Consider the following 17,979-nt stretch of genomic DNA (forward strand, 5'->3'; position numbering starts at 1 on the left):
GCTCATCCCGCGGGGACCGTGCGCTCGGGCGTGTTCCAGCCGGAGACCCGCACGTACGGTGCGGAACCGTGCAGGTCCGCGGTCCGGTAGGTCACCGTCAGCGTCACCGACTCGCCCGGCCACAGGCCGACCTCGTTGTCCGACCAGCGCACCGGCAGCACCGGGTTGCCCCGGTCGTCGACGAGGTGGACGTCCGTGAACAGCGAGGGGGTCTTCCCGCTCCCGGCGTGGCCCAGGGTGACGGTCGTGGTCGACGTGCCGTCCGCCGACGCGGTCGACGCCGTGGCCGACACCGGCACGGGGGCCATCGACGTCAGGCCCTTGAGGTCGGCGTAGCTCGTCGTCGGCGTGTAGTACCAGTCGGTGTTCGCCCAGTCGAGGGTGTCGGGCCTGGTGGAGAGCCAGTACACGTTCCGGCTGATCTCTTTGCCCGAACCGTCGATCAGCGTCAGGCGTGCCAGGTACGTCGTCGCCAGTCCGCCCACCGACGCGGGCAGCGTCAGCGCGGTGCTGTGCGCGCCGTCCCCGTTCACCTTCACGCCGGTGACCGTCCGGTCGTACGTCCGGGTGCCGTCGGGGTTGAACAGGGTGGCGCGGACGGTGAGTCCGGACGCCGCCGCGTGCCGGTCGTCGACCACGACCACCGAGCGGTCGTCGTAGGAGTACTGCACGTGCAGCGGCTCGTCCGCCTTCTTCGCCCCGAAGTAGGCGCCGCCCTGGTCGAGATAACGGTCCGTCAACTGCCAGTGCAGGGACGTCCAGCCGCTGTCGAACATCCAGTAGACCACCCCGGTGGACGGCTTGGCGGCGTCGGTGGCGTTGCGCCGGTAGGCCTCGTACTGGGCGCGGACGTTCTCGTACTGGGCGAGCTGGGCCTTGCGCACGTAGTCGGTCAGGCCCGTGGGGGAGCCGTAGCGGCCGGTGAGGGCGTTGTCGTAGAGCCTGAGCGTGCCGAACGTCGAGGACGGTGAGCGGTGGTACTGCCTGGCGTCGGGGTTCTTCCAGAGGGTGTCGAGTTCGGCCGGGGTCATCATGCGGCGCAGGGTGTCGAGGGTGGGAATGTCCGGGCCCGCGCTGGTCTCGGAGTTGAAGCCGGTGGCGCCGCCCTCGCGCTTGGCGTACCAGTAGTCCGGCGGGACCCAGTCGTAGGGCCCGGTCATCTTCATGCCGGAACTGCCCAGTCGCGGCGAGGAGTTGTCGGAGGCTGCGGCGACGACCGGGGTGGGCCAGTCCGCCGCCTTCAGGGCGTCGAGGTAGTTCTTCTCGATCGTCGCGTCGGGTGCGAAGTCGCTGCCGATCAGGAAGGAGATCACGCTCGGGTGGTCCCGCAGCCGGGCGGCCTCGGCGGCCATGGACGCCTTGGCGACCGGGTAGTCGGCGGCCGTCCACTTCTCCCCGGGCTCCTCGCCGTTGACGTTCCCCTCCCACTTGTCGCAGCACTCCCAGCCCGGCAGGGTGAGGACGCCGTAGCGGTCGGCGAGGTCGAAGAACTCGTCCGGCTCCAGGTGCCCTTCCAGGCGGATGGTGTTCAGGCCCAGGTCGACGGCGTACTTCAGCCGGTCCTCGACGTAGGTCCGGTCCCAGCGCAGGAACTCGTCCGGTGACCAGCCGCCGCCCCGGATCAGCAGCCTGCGGCCGTTGATCCGGTACTGGCGGGCGCCGTCGGCGTTCAGCGGCGCCTGGACGTCACGGATGCCGAAAGTCTCGTGCGCGGTGTCGGAGACCGTGCCGCCGGCGGTGGCGGTGAGGTGCAGGTCGTACAGCGGCTGGCCGCCCATGCCCGCGGGCCACCACACCTTCGGCGCGGTCAGATGCAGGCCGGGCACGGTGGACGGGGTGAAGGCGACGGCTTTCGTCTCGTGCGCGGCGAGGGTGAGGGTCTGCCGGAACGCGGTGGCGCCGACGGTGCCGGAGACGGTCGCCGTCACCGGCGCGTCGGAGTCGTTGCGGGCCCGCGCCTTGACCGTCAGGTCGGCCGAGGCCAGCGAGGGCACGTCCAGCTTCGTCACCACGTGCGCGTCGCGCAGCGCGACCGGGCCGCCGCGGCGGACGAGGACGTTGCGGACGATGCCCATGTTCTCGTCGGGCGGCGGCTGGAGCCAGTCGATCCAGCCCATGGTGAGGTCTTTGTCCGGGTCGTTGGGCCGCACGCGGAAGGCGACGGTGTTGGTGCCGGCGTGGACGAGCGAGGTGATGTCCAGCTCGTGGCGGGTGTAGGCGCCGGTGACGTCCTCGGCGGTCGCGACCTGCCTGCCGTCGACGTAGACGTCGGCCGCCGAGATCACCCCGCTGAAGTCGAGGTAGGTGCGCCGAGTCGGGTCGGCGAGGGTGAAGTCGGAGCGGTACCACCAGGGGACCTGGAAGTCGGCCTTCGGGATCTTCTGCTGGTTGGTCGAGTAGAAGGGGTCGGCGTAGACGCCGTCGGCGAGCAGGGCCGCCAGGACGGTGGAGCGGGCGCCGGCCGGATACCAGCCGGCCGCCGGGTAGCCGGGGGAGGAGACGGCCGAGGCCGGGTCGGCGACCTTCGCGGTCGACTGGATGGCGTAGCCGGACAGGGCGGTCGCGCTGCCCGGCGCCGAGGAGACCTTCGTCGGGTGTGGCCGGGGACGGCCCCGCTCGTGGTCCGATCCGGCCCAGGCGCTGCTGGTGAGCGAGCCCAGCAGGCCCAGGACGACGGCGGCGGTGGTCAGGCGGCCTCTGGTCACGGCGCGACGGAACACGGGGTCTCCCGTCCTCGTAAAGTTAGGAAACTTTACTAACTCGCGTCACGGTAGGGCGCCGACCCGACGCTGTCAATCACCGCGTCCGCCGCGCGAGTTGCTCAGGAGGCCGCCGTGCGCCGCTCGAACACCACGTCCCGCGCGGTCCCGAGCGCCGTCGCCATCGCGCCGAGCAGCACCGCGTCCTCGCCGAGCCCGCTGGGCACGATCTTCGGCCGCAGCGGCGTCAGCGCCCGCAGGTTGTCGCGCACCGGCCGCAGCAGCAGGTCGACGCTGTGGCCCACGCCGCCGCCCAGCACCACGAGATCCGGATCGAGCACGGCCGCCGCCGCGGCCACCGTGTGCGCGATCCGCTCGCCCTCCAGCTCGACGGCCTTGACCGCGGCGGCGTTGCCCTGCCGGGCGGCGTCGAACACGGCCTTCGCGGTCAGCTGCCCGTTCATCCCGAACCGGCGCGCCGCCTCCACCACGGCCACCCCCGACACCGCGTCCTCCAGCCGCTCCGGCTTCTGCCGCCCCGGCCAGGGCAGGAAGCCGATCTCGCCGGCCAGCCCGTGCGCCCCCGTGAACAGCCGCCCCTCGCTGACCACGCCCATGCCCAGCCCGGTGCCGATCAGGATGTACGCGAACAGCCGGCTGCCCGCGCCGACGCCGTAGGTGTACTCGCCGAGCGCCGCGAGGTTGGCGTCGTTGTGCACCTCCAGCGGCACGCCCAGCTCGGCGCGCATCCGGTCGAACAGCCCGGCCCGTCCCCAGCCCGGCAGGTGCATCGCGTAGCGCACCCGGCGCCGCTGCTCGTCGTACACGCCGGGCGTGCCCACCACCCCGTGCACCACCTCGTGGGGGTCCACCCCGGAACCGGCGATCACCTGCCGGGCCGTGGCGACCACCAGGTCGGCCATCGCCGACGAACTGCGGGCGCGGTTGCGCACGTCGGAGCGGGCGACCACGGTGCCGTCCAGGTCGGCCACCGCCACCCGCAGCCAGCCGCGGCCGACGTCGATGCCGAGGGCGTGGCCGGCCGCCGGGTCGGGGGCGTACAGCACGGCGACCCGGCCGCGCTCGGGGGCGTGGGTGCCGACCTCGCGCACCAGGCCCGCCGCCTCCAGCGAGGCCAGCGCGCTGGAGACGGTCGGCTTGGACAGGCCCGTCTCGCGGGCCAGTTGGGCACGGGAGGCGGCGCCGGCGGCGCGCAGCCGGTCCAGCAGCAGCCGCTCGTTGCTGCTGCGCAGCCGCTGACGGTTCCAGGGCTGTCCCTGCTGCTCCACGACGTCACCGGCGGCCATCGCACCATTGTCACGCACCCGGGATCCCCTCTTGACGCATCAAGTAAGGCTCCTTAACTTTATCGGCCAGTCAGCCACCGGATACCGGCCCGCACGCCGTACCCCACCCCTTCGCACCGCACCCACGTCAGGAGCCCCCATGTCCGGTAGCCCGCCACCCTCCGGTGGCTTCGTCCGCCGTGTCGGCCCGTTCCAGGCCACCGCCATCAACATGAGCCAGATGTGCGGCATCGGCCCCTTCGTCACGATCCCGCTGATGGTCGCCGCCTTCGGCGGCCCGCAGGCGGTGATCGGCTTCGTCGCGGGCGCCGTCCTCGCCCTCGCCGACGGTCTGGTGTGGGCCGAGCTGGGCGCGGCGATGCCCGGTTCCGGCGGCAGCTACGTCTATCTGCGCCAGGCCTTCCAGTACCGCACCGGCCGCCTGATGCCGTTCCTGTTCGTGTGGACGGCGATGCTGTTCATCCCGCTGATCATGTCCACCGGCGTGGTCGGCTTCGTGCAGTACCTCGGCTATCTGGCGCCGGACCTGACGAAGACCCAGGGCGACCTGATCGGCCTCGGCATCGTCGCCCTCGTCGTCATCCTGCTGTGGCGCGGCATCGAGAACATCGCCCGGATCACCGCCGTGATGTGGACGGTGATGATCGCCTCCGTCCTGCTGGTCATCCTGGCCGCGGCCACCGACTTCAGCGCGCACCTCGCCTTCACCTACCCCAAGCACGCCTTCGACCTGGGCAGCAGCCACTTCTGGCTGGGCTTCGCCGCCGGCCTGACCATCGGCATCTACGACTACCTCGGCTACAACACCACGGCCTACATGGGCGCCGAGATCAAGGACCCCGGCCGCACCCTGCCCCGCTCGATCATCTTCTCCATCCTCGGCATCATGGCGATCTACCTGCTGCTGCAGATCGGCACGCTGGGCGTCATCGACTGGCACCGCATGACCGACCCGAAGGACATCGCCTCCACCTCGGTGGCCTCCGCGGTACTGGAGAAGACCTGGGGCAAGGGCGCCGCCGACACGGTCACCGTCCTGATCCTGATCACCGCCTTCGCCTCCGTCTTCACCGGTCTGCTCGGCGGCTCGCGCGTCCCGTACGACGCGGCCCGCGAAGGCGTCTTCTTCCGCCCCTACGCCAAGCTCCACCCCACGCACCGCTTCCCGATGCTGGGCCTGGCCACCATGGGCCTGATCACCGCGGTCGGCTTCCTGATCGGCCGGCACACCGACCTGGCGACCCTGATCCAGTTGCTGACCACGGTGATGGTGCTGGTGCAGGCGCTCGCCCAGATCGTCGCCGTGACAGTGCTGCGCGCACGCCAGCCCACGCTGCGCCGCCCCTACCGCATGTGGCTCTACCCCCTGCCCGGCGTCGTCGCCTTCGTCGGCTGGTGCGTGATCTACGGCTACGCCGACAAGAACTCCCCGGGCCGCCACCCCATCGAGTGGTCCCTGGCCTGGCTGGCCCTGGGCTGCGTCGCGTACGTGCTGTGGGCCCGCTTCGAGAAGGTGTGGCCGTTCGGCCCGAAGGAGATCACGGAGGAGTTCCTGACGGCCGAGGAGCCGGACGCGGCGCCGGCGGGCGCCTGAGCATGCGCTAGCATTCCCGCATTCAAGAGCCTCCCCGGCCGGATGCACCGCGCCGGGGAGGCTTTTCGCGTGCCCGGAACCCGGTCGATGCCCTGGAGGAGTGCCCCATGCCCGACGTGTCCGTCCGTCCCGCCACCGCCGAGGACCGCCCCGTCGTGGAGCGGCTGTGGCTGATGTTCCGTCACGACCTGTCGGGCCTGTGGGGTGTGCTGCCGGACCCGGACGGCACCTTCCGCGGCGACCGGATCGAGGCGGCCTTCACGCAGGACGGCTGGGCGCCGTACCTCTTCCTGCGCGACGACCGCCCCGTGGGCTTCGCCCTCGTCCGCGCCCTGGACGGCCCGACCCGCGTGCTCAACAGCTTCTTCGTGGTGCGCGGCGCACGCCGGGAGGGGATCGGACTGCACGCGGTGCGCGAGGTGACGGCCCGGCACCCGGGGCGCTGGGAGGTCGCCTTCCAGTACGACAACGAGCCCGCGGTCCGCTTCTGGCGGCGCGTGGCCACCGAACTGGCCGGCGACGCCTGGTCGGAGGAGACCCGGCCGGTGCCGGGCCGCCCCGAACTCCCGCCGGACGCGTGGATCTCGTTCGCCCGTGGCACCGAGTCGGCGCTGCCCGGCGGCGCGGTCAGCCAGGTGGTGCGGATCGGGGACACCGTACGGCGGACGCCGTCACCCCGATCGGCCTATGTGCGGGAGTTGCTCGGTCACTTCGCGCGGCACGGGTGGCCGGGAGCCCCGCGCCACCACGGCACCGACGAACGGGGGCGCGAGATCCTCGACCACCTGCCCGGCCGCGCCGCTCTGACGCCCGGGGAACGGGCGGCGGCGGGCACCGACGCGAGCCTGGTCCGCGTGGCCCGACTGGTGCGCGAGTTCCACGACTTGACGCACGGCACGTCCCTGGCGGGGGACCGGGACGTGGTCTGCCACAACGACCTGGCGCCGAAGAACACCGTGTACCGGGTGGCGGGCGGCGCGTGGCGGCCGCTGGCCTTCATCGACTGGGACATCGCTGCGCCGGGCGAGCGCCTCCACGACCTCGCTCATGTCTGCTGGCAGTACCTGGACCTCGGGCCCGCGGTGACGGACGTGGCGGAGGCGGCCCGGCGGATGCGGCTGGTGTGCGACGCCTACGGGCTGGACGACCGGGGCGCGCTCGTGGAGACGGTGCTGTGGTGGCAGGAGCGCTGCCGGCGGGGCATCGAGGCCGGCGCGGAACGCGGTGAGCCCGCCATGGTGCGGCTGCGCGAGAGCGGGGCCGTGGCGGAGGTGCGCTCCGCGGCCGAGTGGGTCGAGGCACACCGGAGGGAACTCGAAGCCTTCCTGCGCTGAGCCGTCCGGCAGAGAGCGACTCCGCGATGGACAAGGTCTTCAAGGCGCTGGCCGACGACACACGCCGGCGACTGCTGGACCGACTGCACGAGCACAACGGACAGACGCTGGGCGAGCTGTGCGCACGCATCGAGATGACGCGCCAGTCGGTGACCCGGCACCTGGCCGTCCTGGAGGCCGCCAACCTGGTCGGCGCCGTGCGGCGGGGACGGGAGAAGCTGCACTACCTCGACCCGGTCCCGCTCCAGGAGATCCAGGAGCGGTGGATCGACAAGTTCGAGCGCCCGCGCCTGAGCGCGCTCGGCGCCGTGAAACGACGAGCCGAGGAAGCCATGACCGACAAGCCCGCTTTCGTGTACGTCACCTGCATCCGCAGCACGCCCGAGAAGGTCTGGGAGGCGCTCACCGACGCGGACCTCACCGCCTCCTACTGGGGCCACGGCAACGTCTCCGACGGGCGGCGCGGCTCACGCTGGGAGCACGTCCGCACGGACGGCTCGGGGATCGCCGACGTCGTCGGCACCGTCGTGGAGAGCGAGCCCTTCACCCGGCTGGTCACCACCTGGGTGGACCCGCGGGACGAGGGCCGGCAGGACGCGTACTCCCGGGTCACCTTCGACATCACGCCGCACGAGGACATCGTCCGCCTCACGGTGACGCACGAGGACCTCCGGGACGAGGGCGCGCTGTCGGACGTCTCGGGCGGCTGGCCGGCGGTGCTGTCCAACCTCAAGTCGCTGCTGGAGACCGGCAGTCCGCTGCCGCAGGAGCCGTGGCTGGTCCCCGGCCGCTGACGGGATGCCGGCGGCCGGCCCGCATGCCGCGGACCGGCCGTCGTGTCCCTCCTTGACGCGATGTGCCGCTACGGCTTGGGGACGCTCCTGGCCGCCGTGCCGGCGCACATCAGCCCCAGGATCACGGCGAGGGCGCCGATGATGATGTTGTTCAGCGCGACACCGGTGTCCGGGTTGTCCCCGACCACCCAGGGCGCGATGATCATCCAGACGCCCACCGCGCAGAAGGCCCAGCTCAGGCCGTACATGCGCTCGGGAGCCCGGGTGAACCCGAGAGCCAGCAGCCCGATGGCGACGCCGACGATCAGGTTGTGCGTCACGAGCGCGGGCTGGCTCGTCGTGTAGTGGAGTATCCAGGGGGATACGGCGCAGTACAGACCGAGCAGGAACACCGGTCCGTCCACGAGCGCCACATCGCGTCCGCCGAGCATACGGGCGTAACGCGCCCGCATCTCGGAAACATCGGGGTGGCTCGTCATGTCACCTCTGGTGGGCGAGACGTTGGCCATGACTCGTCTCCTTTGACTCGCAGGCCCGACCGCGTCTGGTGCGGTGTGCGGTTAGCGCCGCGCATGCTCATTGTGCCCTTATTTTTCCTTTATGTGTAGAGCTGCGCGGAGCCGCACCGGGCGTGCGGGGGCGGGCCCCCGGGGAGCGCCGACACCCCCCGGAGGCCGTCGGGGAAAGGGGGGACGTTCCCCGACCTGTGCGGAACGTCAGACGGTTCCGCGACTCGCCCCTACTTCCGTCGAGGGGCGGGGTGCGGATGCGGCACGGCGCCGAAAAAACCGGTGCCGCAGTCGCAGCAGGAGAAGCAGCACGGCAAGCGTGGTTGCCAGGAGGCGAACGGCACGCCGTGCGGTGACCGGCCCTCGTGTGACGCGACCCGGGCCGACCGGCATGGCGTTGCCGGGCCTGGCACCGCGGCCCGCCGCGACCGCCCTCCGCAGACCGGCCAGCGTGTCCCTGCACCGCACGCACGTGGTCAGGTGTCCTTCGGCCACGGCGAGTTCCGCGGACCGGGGCAGCCGTCTCCCGTCGAGCGCGATGGCCGCCAGGAGGTCGGGCGGTACATGGCCGTTCTCGTACGGACCCGGCATGCGCCGCCGCCTTCCCTCGCCCTGACCGGTGTGCGTGGAGTGTGCACTGTTTGTGCATCGAAAAGAGGTGCGAGCGGGGAACATGCGCCCGCTCAGAAGCGCTCCTGTTCCTCGAGGCAGCGCCGCAACTGATGCAGTCCGCGCCGGGCGTGGCTCTTGACCGTGCCCAGTGGCCAGCCGGTGCGCTGTGCGATCTGGGTCTGGGTGAGGTCCTCGTAGAAGGCCAGCCGCAGCACCCGCTGCTGGGGAGGGGGCAGCTTGGCCAGTTCGTGCAGGACCAGGACCCGGTCGAGCGCCGCGTCGGGCTGTTCGGCCTCGGGGTCGGACAGGGTCAGGGAGGAGCCGGCGGAGGTGACCAGGGCCAGCCGGCGGGTGCGGGCGGAGAGCGCGTCGGCGATCTTGCGCCGGGTGATGCCGACGATCCAGCCGCCCAGCGTGCCGCGTTCGGGACTGAAGCCCCGCCGCCCCCGCCACACCCCGAGAAACACCTGCTGCATCACGTCCTCGGCCTCGCCGGCATCGCCGAGGGAACGCCGGGCCAGCGTGTGCACCAGGGCCGACCAGCGGTGATAGGCCACCTCCAGGCAGCCCTCGTCACCCGCCACCAGTCCGCGGGCGAGGTCCTCGTCGCTGAACGGCTCCGGCACCGGAGGCGGTGCGAGGGCACGGGGCTGCGGGCTCATGACGGCGCTCCTCTGGTCGGACGAACGGCGGTCGGCTCGGCGATGCGCCCATGGTCCGAGGCGGCGAGCAAGGTCATCAACTCGCATCGTTTGTGCGTCGTATAGTGCCGCTCATGAGCGAGGACCCCGCATCCGGCGACCCGCGAGAGGCCCGGGAACCGGCCGGCACGGCCCTGACGACCGGCGCGCTGGCCCGTCGGCTGGGCGTGTCGCCCACCACGCTGCGCTCCTGGGACCGGCGCTACGGCATCGGGCCCGCCGTCCGCGCCGACGGACGCCACCGGCGCTGGAGCCCCGAGGACGTGGCCGTGCTGGAGGCGATGTGCCGGCTGACCTCGTCGGGGGTGCCGCCCGCCGAGGCTGCCCGAGCGGCCAGGGAGACGGCCGGCGCGCGCCCGCAGCCGGCCGGGACGCCCGTGGAGCCGCCGCAGCCCGCCCGGTCGAAGGCGGCCGGGACGCTCCCCCTGGGCGACGTGCGCCACGAGTGCCGGGGACTGGCCCGCGCCGCCGTCCGGCTGGACGCCCCGGCCGTCGAGGAGCTACTGACCGCCGCCGTCGACCAGTACGGCATCACCGTCGCCTGGCAGGAGGTGATGGTGCCGACGCTGCACGCCGTGGGCCGCAAGTGGGCCTCGTCCGGCGACCGTTACGTCGAGGTCGAGCACCTGCTGTCCTGGCACGTCTCCACCACCCTGCGCAGGCACACCCCGGCCCCTGTGAGCGGGCGCGACGCCTCCGCCCTCGGTCCCGTCGTCCTCGCCTGCGTCCCCGGCGAGCAGCACACCCTGCCGATCGAGGCCCTCAACGCCGCACTGGGCGAACTCCGCCTGCCCACGCGCATGTTCGGCGCCGCCGTACCGGCCGAGGCGCTCACCACCGCGGTACGGCGACTGGGACCGTCGGCCGTCGTGCTGTGGGCGCAGGCGCGCTCCACGGCCAGCCTGGCGCTGGCCCGGCACGTCGCCGGCACGCAGTGGGGCGTGAAGGGCGCCCGACGGCAGCCCCGGGTCGTCCTCGGCGGCCCCGGCTGGGCCGGTCCCTCGGCCCGCGGCATGCTCCGCCCGCCGACCCTGAAGGACGCCCTCGACCTGCTCTCCGGCACGTACGGGAGCGAGGAGACCTGACGGGCCGGGTCACCCGGGCCGCATCCGGGGACCGCGTGCGAGGGGAAGTCCTCCACACGCACGTACGACACCCCGGTGGCCGGTGACGGCCCGCCCGACTCCGAGGGGGCTCCCGATGCCCGCGCCCGCCCGTACCCCCGACGTCCTGTGATCGGCGCCGGCGTCGCCGGGCTCGGCTGACCATCGCGCCACGGGCTCGGTCCAGGGCGCGCCGGCGTCCGGAGCGCGAGCCGCCCGCGAGGTGCTGCGCGACCTGGGCCGCCACCGGGGCCCGTCGTGACCGGCCGGCACCGCGCGGCGGCCTGCCGCCCCGCCGTGTCCGCGTCTCCTCAGTCCCGCCCCCGGGCCCGTCTGAAGCGGGCGAGGCCCGCGGAGAGGTCGATGACGGGGTCGGGGTAGCCGGCGCGGGCCGGGCCGGACAGCTTCCAGGGCTCGTAAATCAACGGGCCGTCGACTGCGGCGAGTTCGGGCACCCAGCGGCGGACGTAGGCGCCGTCGGGGTCGTAACGCCGGGCCTGGGTGACGGGGTTGAGCACCCGGTGGGGGCGGGTGTCGGTGCCGGTGCCCGCCGCCCACTGCCAGTTGAGCTGGTTGTTGGCGAGGTCGCCGTCGACCAGCAGCCGCAGGAAGTGACGGGCGCCCACCCGCCAGTCGACGTACAGGGTCTTGGTGAGGAAGCTCGCGGTCAGCAGCCGGCCCCGGTTGTGCATCCAGCCCTCGTGGCGCAGCTGGCGCATCGCCGCGTCGATCAGCGGGTAGCCGGTACGGCCCTCCCGCCAGGCCTCGACGTCCTCGCGGGCGTCCTGCTCGCAGCGCCAACGGTCGCCCCGGGTGCGGTAGTCGGCGGTGGCGGCCGCGGGGCGGGCGGCCAGCACCTGGCGGTGGAAGTCCCGCCAGGCGAGCTGCCGCACGAACGCCTCGGCGCCGGGGCCGCCCACCCCGCGGGCCCGGCGCACGAGTTCGACGGGGGAGAGCGTGCCGAAGTGCAGGTGGGGGGAGAGCCGGGAGGTCGCGTCGCCGGCCAGGTCGTCGTGGCGGTCCTCGTACACCGCCACCCCGGAGCGCAGCCAGGAGGCCAGGCGCTTGCGGCCCGCCGCCTCCCCGCCGGCCGGGAGGCCCTCGGACAGCCCCGGCAGGCCGCCGCGGGAGGGGAGTTGCTCGGAGCCGACGCCTTCGGGAACGTGCACGGCGCGCGGCGGGGCGAGCACGTCCCGCAGGTGCGTGCCGGACCACCGCCGGAAGTACGGCGTGAAGACGGCGAAGTGGTCCGAGGCGGCGGGGGTGAGGGCGCCGGGCGTCACGGCCGTGGTCACCGTGTCGTGGACGTGCAGCCGCCGCCCCTCCGACTCCAGCGCGCGGCGCAGCCGCCGCTCGCGCCCATGGGCGTAGGCGCTGACGTCGCCCGCCATGTGCACCTCGTCGGCGTCGGTCTCGGTGGCCACCTTGCACACCTCCTCCACGACGTCGCCGCGGCGCACGACCAGCCGGCCGCCGCGCTCGCGCAGGCCGCGGTCGAGGTCGCGCAGGCAGTCGGCGAGGAACGCCAGCCGGTTGGGCGCGTCGAAACCGGCGTCCGTGACGCCCTGGTCGCGGACGAAGAGGGGGATCACCTCGCGGGCCTCGTTCGCGGCCCGCAGCGCGGGGTGGTCGTGCAGCCGGAGGTCGGCGGTGAACAGGACGATCGAGACGGTCATGGTGCTGCTTCCGGAGCGAGGAGGGGCGGCCCGGGGGCCGTGCGGGGGAGGGGCGGCTGCGGCCGTCAACCGCTGGGCGCGCCTTCCCGCGCGGCGACCGCGGGTGTGCGGGCGGCGGCGAGGGCGATGTTGCGGGCCATGCCGCCGAACACGACCGCGTGGAACGGGGAGACGCTCCACCAGTAGGCGTGCCCCAGCAGCCCGTGCGGATGGAACAGGGCCCGCTGCCGGTAGCGGGTGCGGCCGTCGGCGCCCGACTCGGCGTACATCTCCAGCCACGCCAGACCCGGCAGCCGCATCTCGGCGCGCAGCCGCAGCAGCCGGCCCGGTTCGATCTCCTCCACCCGCCAGAAGTCCAGCGAGTCACCGGCCCGCAGGCGCGCCGCGTCCCGCCGTCCCCGGCGCAGTCCGACCCCGCCCACGAGCCGGTCCAGCCGCCCGCGCACCGCCCAGGCCAGCGGGAAGGAGTACCAGCCGTTCTCTCCGCCGATGCCCTCGATCACCCGCCACAACGCCTCCCGTGAGGCGTCCACGACCAGCTCGCGCCGGTCGGTGTACAGACTCCCGCCCGCCCAGTCGGGGTCGGTGGGCAGCGGATCGCTGGGCGCGCCGGGCACCGACGCCGACGACCAGCGGGTGGTGACCTGAGCGTCGCGCACGCGCCGCAGGGCCAGCCGTACGGCCTCGTCGAAGCCGATCGGCCGGCCGGGACCGTCCGGCACGTACCGTGCGATGTCGTGCTCGTGGCAGACGACCTCGTGCCGCAGGGACTCCGTCAGGGGCCGTGCGATCGACGCGGGGACCGGCGTGACCAGTCCGACCCAGTGACTGGACAGACCGGGCGTGAGCACGGGCACCGGGACGATGACCCGGCGGGGCAGGCCGGCGACCGCCGCGTAGCGCAGCATCATGTCCCGGTAGGTCAGCACGTCCGGTCCGCCGATGTCGAAGGCGCGGCTGACGTCGGCCGGCATGGTGGCGCTGCCGACCAGGTAGCGCAGCACGTCGCGCACCGCCACGGGCTGGATGCGGGTGCGCACCCAGCTGGGCGTGACCATCACCGGCAGCCGTTCGGTGAGGTGGCGCAGCATCTCGAAGGAGGCGGAGCCGGAACCGATGACGACCGCCGCGCGCAGGACGGTGGCCGGCACGCCCGAGTCGAGCAGGATACGGCCCACCTCGGCCCGCGACCTGAGGTGCGGGGACAGTTCGCGCTCCGGTACGCCGGAAGGCGTCAGTCCGCCGAGGTAGACGATGCGGCGTACGCCCTGCGCACGGGCCGCCTCGCCGAAGACGCGCGCCGCCCGGCGGTCGGTCTCCTCGAAGGAGTCGCCGGTGCCCAGCGCGTGCACCAGGTAGTAGGCCACGTCGACCCCGCGCATCGCCCGCGCCACCGAGCCGGCGTCCGTGACGTCGCCCGGCACCACCTGGGCCTGTCCGGCCCAGGGATGGTCGCGCAGCTTGCCGGGGGAGCGGGCCAGACAGCGCACCTGATGGCCCGCGGCGAGCAGCTCCGGCACCAGTCTGCCGCCGACGTATCCCGTCGCCCCGGTCACCAGGCAGCGCAGGCCCTGCCGGTCGTGGTCAGCGTTCATCAGCTCCGGGTCCTTCGTGTCGGTGTCCCCCTGTGATCACTTCCCCGGATGCCGCCGTGTCGGATGCGGACGCTTCCCTGGGCTGACCGCGTGGCCATTCCGGGGTACCGGCCGGGGGAGCCGACCTGCGTTCCCTCGCCGTGCAGTTGCGCCGGATGAACGGCGAGATCAACGATCCTGGACGCCGAGGGGCCCATGACCCGGGGCCGGCTGCGCGAGCACCTCGGCCTGACCTCGGGTGCGGTGACCGCCTGCGTCGACCGGCTGGAGCGCGCGGGGCACATCCGCCCGGTGCGCGAGAGCGCCGACCGCAGGGTGGTGGCGCTGGGTGTCGACTGCGACATCTTCCTGATGTCCCGGGTGGGGGAGGAGTCCCTGCGCCACGGGGTCCGTGCGGGCGTGCTGCGCGGGTTGGCCGGGACCGGGGGAGTGATCACTCCGGCCGGTGTGGTGCTCGCGGCGGCGTTCGCCGCCCTGGGGGTGATCCCGCTCGCCTTCCTGGTGCAGATCGCCTTCATCGTCGTCGTCGGGGTGCTCCTCGACACCCTCGTGGTGCGTTCCCTGCCGGTGCCCGCGCTGATGCGCGACCTGCGTGCGGTCGTGTGGTGGCCGGGACGGCTGTGGCGGATGGGGTCCGGCACGCCCGATCTTCTGCCGGACGATCGCCGCGTACGCACATGGTGACGCCCATAAGGGGCAGCCGGAGAGGTACGGGAGCAGTTGTTCGAGATCGAGGGTTGAAAGTGGAGGTGTCTGCCGCTATGGGCGCGAAGGTGTTGGAGCGGTTTCCTGCGGGAGCTCCGCGCGGATCGTGGCCGGCGGAGGAGTACGCGGCCCAGCGCCGCGCGGAGGGTGAGCCCGCCACGGTGGTGATGGACCTCAAGTCCGACGCGTTCCTCGTGGTGATTCCGACGGGCGACGAGGACTAGGGCCCGCGCGAGGAGGCGCCCTTCAGATCTCCGCCAGCGCGTCCAGGTGCGCGCGCCGGACCTCGCTCGTCTGGCCCTGCACCAGCAGGAACAGCCCCTCGCGGGCGAGCCGTTGCGCGGGATGGTCGAGATCCATGGCGCGGCCGCCCCCGGCCACGACCGCCGCGGTCGTGGCCGCGCGCAGCACGTCGTACGCGCGTGTCTTGAGAGCCAGCCGCTCCGGGAGGCGTTCGTGCGGTACCGGGTGTGCGGCCAGGGCGTAGGCGTCGCGCCGCACCTCGTCGAGGCGGCCGCGCAGCGCCTTGGCCGGCTCCGTCTCGCCCGCGGCCTCCAGCAGCCGGATCGCGGCGGACGCCACGCCGAAGACGGCGGGAGAGGCATTGGTGTTGCGCGGCCGGTCGACGAGGGCGAACCGCTCCTGCGGAGCGCGCAGCACGACCGACTCCTCCGGCAGCCACAGCCCCTCCAGCTCCAGGGACACCGTACGGGCGGCCGTCAGCGCCGCCAGCCGCATGACCGGCGAGGGGCGCAGCCCGGGCTGCTCGCGGGCCTCGGCGAACGCGAACACGACCTCGTCGTCCTCGTTCACCCCGGCGAGCAGCATCACGTCGTTCAGACCCCAGCCGGTGTACCACGGCACCCTTCCGTCGAAGCGCCAGCCGCCGCCCCGCGCGGTCGCCCGCACCGGCACCCGGGGAAAGGCGCGGACGTGCGCGAACGCGATGCCGGCCAGCAGCCGCCCGGTGGCCAGCGAACGCAACAGCCGCTCGCACACCGGGAGTCCGGACGTGGCGAGGAGCTTGACCGGCGTGTGGTGCTGGGTCTGAACGAACCAGGTGGAGCAGCAGGCGCCGGCCAGGATCTCCTGGATCTCCCGCGCCACCGCGTCGGGGACGCCGGCACCGCCGTACTCCGTCGGCGCGCTCGTTCCCAGCAGCCCCGAGCGCCGGATCGCCTCGATATGGCTCGCGGGCACGCCCTCCCGGTCGACCCGGGTCGCGTGCGGTGCGAGGAGGTCGTCGGCGAGGGCCCGGGCCACGGACACGAGCGGATGCGGCGAGGCGGCCCCGGAGGCCGGGGCGGTCGAGGAGGTCATGAGGAGATTCTCGCGATGTCCTCGTGTGCCGTGTCGATCCGGGGGCGTGCCGTTCGTGTAGGAGGTGACAGACAGCACGACGCCAAGGAGGACGTCATGACGCACTACCTGCTCAGCGTGGTCCAGCCGGCCGACGGACAGCCCCCGTCCGAGGAGGAGCTCGGCGAGATCATGCGCAACGTACGGGCCTTCAACGACGAGCTGCGCGAGGCCGGGACCTGGGTCTTCGCCGGCGGGCTGCACGGCCCGGAGTCGGCCACCATGCTGCGCCCCTCGGGCGACGACGTGCTCGTCACCGACGGGCCGTACGCCGAGGGCAAGGAGTACCTCGGCGGGCTGTGCCTGATCGAGGCCCCGGACCTGGACGCGGCCCTGGAGTGGGGCCGCAAGGCGGTGCGGGCGACCACCCTCCCCATCGAGGTACGGCCCTTCGTGGACCAGCACTGATGCCGGCCGGCCCCGACGTGGAGGCCGTCTTCCGCGCCGAGTACGGGCGCGCGGTCTCCGTCCTCGTCCGCTTCCTCGGCGACATCGACCTCGCCGAGGAGGCGGTGCAGGACGCCTTCACCACGGCGGTGCGGACCTGGCCGCGAACCGGTGTGCCGCCGAGCCCGGCCGGCTGGATCATCACCACCGCCCGCAACCGCGCGATCGACCGGCTGCGCCGGGAGGCGAAGCGCGACGAACGGCACGCCGAGGCCGCCCTGCTGCACACCCCCGACGCACCGCCCGAGGAGGGCCCCGTGCGCGACGACCGGCTCCGCCTGATCTTCACCTGCTGCCACCCCGCCCTCGCCCCGCAGGCCCGGGTCGCCCTCACCCTGCGCCTGCTCGGCGGCCTGACCACGGCCCAGATCGCCCGCGCCTTCCTGGTGCCGGAGCCGACCATGGCCCAGCGCCTCGTCCGCGCCAAGGCCAAGATCCGCGACGCCCGGATCCCGTACCGCGTGCCCCGCGACGCCGATCTGCCGGACCGGCTCCGCGAGGTGCTGGCCGTCGTCTACCTGATCTTCAACCAGGGGTACGAGGGCACCCCGGAACTCGGCGCGGAGGCGATCCGCCTCGGCCGTCTGCTGGCCGCGCTGATGCCGGACGAGCCCGAGGTCACGGGCCTGCTCGCACTGATGCTGCTCGTGGACGCACGCCGTGCCGCCCGCCTCGACGGGCAGGGCGCGCTGGTGCCGCTGCCCGAGCAGGACCGCGCCCGGTGGGACCGCGCGCTGATCGACGAGGGACAGGAGCTCGTACGCCGCTGTCTGCGCCGCGACCGTCCGGGGCCGTACCAGATCCAGGCCGCCATCCAGGCCGTCCACAGCGACGCGCCCACCGCGCGGGCCACCGACTGGGATCAGATCCTGCGCCTGTACGACCAGCTCACGGCCCTCGCCCCGAGCCCGGTCGTGGCCCTGAACCGGGCGGTCGCCGTCGCCGAGACCGAGGGGCCGGCGCCGGCGCTCGTCCTGGTCGACGCCCTCGGCCTGGACGGCTACCACGTCTTCCACGCGGTCCGCGCCGACCTGCTGCGCCGCCTGGACCGGCCCGCCGAGGCGGTGGGCGCCTACGAGGCGGCCATCGAACGCGCGCAGAACCCGGCCGAGCGGGCCTTCCTGGAACGCCGCCGACAGGAGCTCACCCGCGCCTGACGAAGGCGGTGCTGGAGAAGCCCCTGAACTGAGGCCGCCGGTCGGCCGGCCCGCACTCTTGACTGGTACAGACCAAAGGAGTTGAGTGTGGCTCCACCCCCCACGGCGGCCGCGCCCCTTCCGGGTGCGGCCGTCGGGCCTCGGCCGGCCCGGTGACCCGTCCGGCGCGACGGCGGCAAGGGGCGATCGCGTCCCGCGACGTGGTGGAGAGATGCGGAGTTCGCTGCTCCGCGGCTCAGGGGGTGGCGTAGTCGCTTCCGTGCTGGATGGCGGTGATGACGCCCGTGAGCGGCGCCGGGAACCGGAGAGGCGGGCCGGCCGGCGCTTGCTTCATGGCGCTGGGCGGAGCCGCACGGTCCGATTGGCTGCACCACTCGGTGGGGCGCC

General features: G+C 73.4%; 15 protein-coding genes and 1 pseudogene. 9 read left to right on the forward strand and 7 right to left on the reverse strand.

Going from position 1 to position 17,979, the window contains the following annotated elements:
• Positions 1-2 precede the first annotated feature (2 nt).
• A complete protein-coding gene (locus tag ACYF6T_RS14625) occupies positions 3-2,705 on the reverse strand; it encodes a glycoside hydrolase family 2 protein (RefSeq protein ID WP_461696513.1) in 2,703 nt (900 codons plus the stop codon).
• Between the two features lie 116 nt (positions 2,706-2,821).
• Positions 2,822-4,006, reverse strand: a complete 1,185-nt coding sequence (locus ACYF6T_RS14630; RefSeq protein WP_461696515.1) for an ROK family transcriptional regulator — start codon at positions 4,004-4,006, stop codon at positions 2,822-2,824.
• A 139-nt stretch (positions 4,007-4,145) separates the two neighbouring features.
• On the opposite strand from ACYF6T_RS14630, the gene ACYF6T_RS14635 reads away from it, so the two are divergent.
• From ACYF6T_RS14635 to ACYF6T_RS14650, 4 genes and pseudogenes are all read left to right on the forward strand, one after another.
• The gene (locus tag ACYF6T_RS14635; RefSeq protein ID WP_461696517.1) at positions 4,146-5,600 is read left to right on the forward strand and encodes an APC family permease; all 1,455 of its coding nucleotides are present in this window, start codon (positions 4,146-4,148) and stop codon (positions 5,598-5,600) included.
• Between the two features lie 107 nt (positions 5,601-5,707).
• A pseudogene (locus ACYF6T_RS14640) lies at positions 5,708-6,193 on the forward strand (GNAT family N-acetyltransferase); the annotation flags it as partial.
• A gap of 327 nt (positions 6,194-6,520) precedes the next feature.
• Entirely contained in the window at positions 6,521-6,934 is a 414-nt protein-coding gene (locus ACYF6T_RS14645; protein WP_461696690.1) for a phosphotransferase, read from the forward strand.
• A gap of 26 nt (positions 6,935-6,960) precedes the next feature.
• Positions 6,961-7,728: an ArsR/SmtB family transcription factor gene (locus ACYF6T_RS14650; RefSeq protein WP_461696518.1), complete on the forward strand. Its 768-nt coding sequence runs from the start codon at positions 6,961-6,963 to the stop codon at positions 7,726-7,728.
• A gap of 68 nt (positions 7,729-7,796) precedes the next feature.
• On the opposite strand, the gene ACYF6T_RS14655 is transcribed toward ACYF6T_RS14650, so the two are convergent.
• Positions 7,797-8,237 carry an SPW repeat protein gene (locus tag ACYF6T_RS14655; protein WP_461696520.1) on the reverse strand — a complete coding sequence of 147 codons (441 nt, stop codon included), beginning with the start codon at positions 8,235-8,237 and terminating at the stop codon, positions 7,797-7,799.
• 683 nt (positions 8,238-8,920) lie between these two features.
• The gene (locus tag ACYF6T_RS14660) at positions 8,921-9,511 is read right to left on the reverse strand and encodes a sigma-70 family RNA polymerase sigma factor (RefSeq protein ID WP_461696521.1); all 591 of its coding nucleotides are present in this window, start codon (positions 9,509-9,511) and stop codon (positions 8,921-8,923) included.
• A 113-nt stretch (positions 9,512-9,624) separates the two neighbouring features.
• Between ACYF6T_RS14660 and ACYF6T_RS14665 the strand changes: the two genes are divergently transcribed.
• On the forward strand, positions 9,625-10,635 hold the full coding sequence (locus ACYF6T_RS14665; protein WP_461696522.1) for a MerR family transcriptional regulator: 1,011 nt from the start codon (positions 9,625-9,627) through the stop codon (positions 10,633-10,635).
• A 329-nt stretch (positions 10,636-10,964) separates the two neighbouring features.
• On the opposite strand, the gene ACYF6T_RS14670 is transcribed toward ACYF6T_RS14665, so the two are convergent.
• Complete coding sequence (locus ACYF6T_RS14670; RefSeq protein ID WP_461696524.1) at positions 10,965-12,329, reverse strand: cryptochrome/photolyase family protein; 1,365 nt, start codon at positions 12,327-12,329, stop codon at positions 10,965-10,967.
• Positions 12,330-12,394: 65 nt separating this feature from the next.
• Complete coding sequence (locus tag ACYF6T_RS14675) at positions 12,395-13,924, reverse strand: SDR family oxidoreductase (protein WP_461696525.1); 1,530 nt, start codon at positions 13,922-13,924, stop codon at positions 12,395-12,397.
• 174 nt (positions 13,925-14,098) lie between these two features.
• On the opposite strand from ACYF6T_RS14675, the gene ACYF6T_RS14680 reads away from it, so the two are divergent.
• Both ACYF6T_RS14680 and ACYF6T_RS14685 read left to right on the forward strand, forming a co-directional pair.
• The gene (locus ACYF6T_RS14680; RefSeq protein ID WP_461696692.1) at positions 14,099-14,608 is read left to right on the forward strand and encodes an MMPL family transporter; all 510 of its coding nucleotides are present in this window, start codon (positions 14,099-14,101) and stop codon (positions 14,606-14,608) included.
• A 77-nt stretch (positions 14,609-14,685) separates the two neighbouring features.
• Positions 14,686-14,853 carry a hypothetical protein gene (locus ACYF6T_RS14685; RefSeq protein WP_461696526.1) on the forward strand — a complete coding sequence of 56 codons (168 nt, stop codon included), beginning with the start codon at positions 14,686-14,688 and terminating at the stop codon, positions 14,851-14,853.
• 22 nt (positions 14,854-14,875) lie between these two features.
• Here ACYF6T_RS14685 and ACYF6T_RS14690 read toward each other — a convergent pair whose 3' ends face one another.
• The gene (locus ACYF6T_RS14690) at positions 14,876-15,949 is read right to left on the reverse strand and encodes an acyl-CoA dehydrogenase family protein (RefSeq protein ID WP_461696527.1); all 1,074 of its coding nucleotides are present in this window, start codon (positions 15,947-15,949) and stop codon (positions 14,876-14,878) included.
• A gap of 96 nt (positions 15,950-16,045) precedes the next feature.
• Between ACYF6T_RS14690 and ACYF6T_RS14695 the strand changes: the two genes are divergently transcribed.
• On the forward strand, positions 16,046-16,396 hold the full coding sequence (locus ACYF6T_RS14695) for a YciI family protein (protein WP_461696528.1): 351 nt from the start codon (positions 16,046-16,048) through the stop codon (positions 16,394-16,396).
• Positions 16,396-17,592 carry an RNA polymerase sigma factor gene (locus ACYF6T_RS14700; RefSeq protein WP_461696529.1) on the forward strand — a complete coding sequence of 399 codons (1,197 nt, stop codon included), beginning with the start codon at positions 16,396-16,398 and terminating at the stop codon, positions 17,590-17,592. The genes ACYF6T_RS14695 and ACYF6T_RS14700 overlap by 1 nt, the downstream gene beginning before the upstream one ends.
• Positions 17,593-17,979: the final 387 nt, after the last annotated feature.

The sequence above is a fragment of the Streptomyces sp. 7R007 genome (assembly GCF_054850255.1).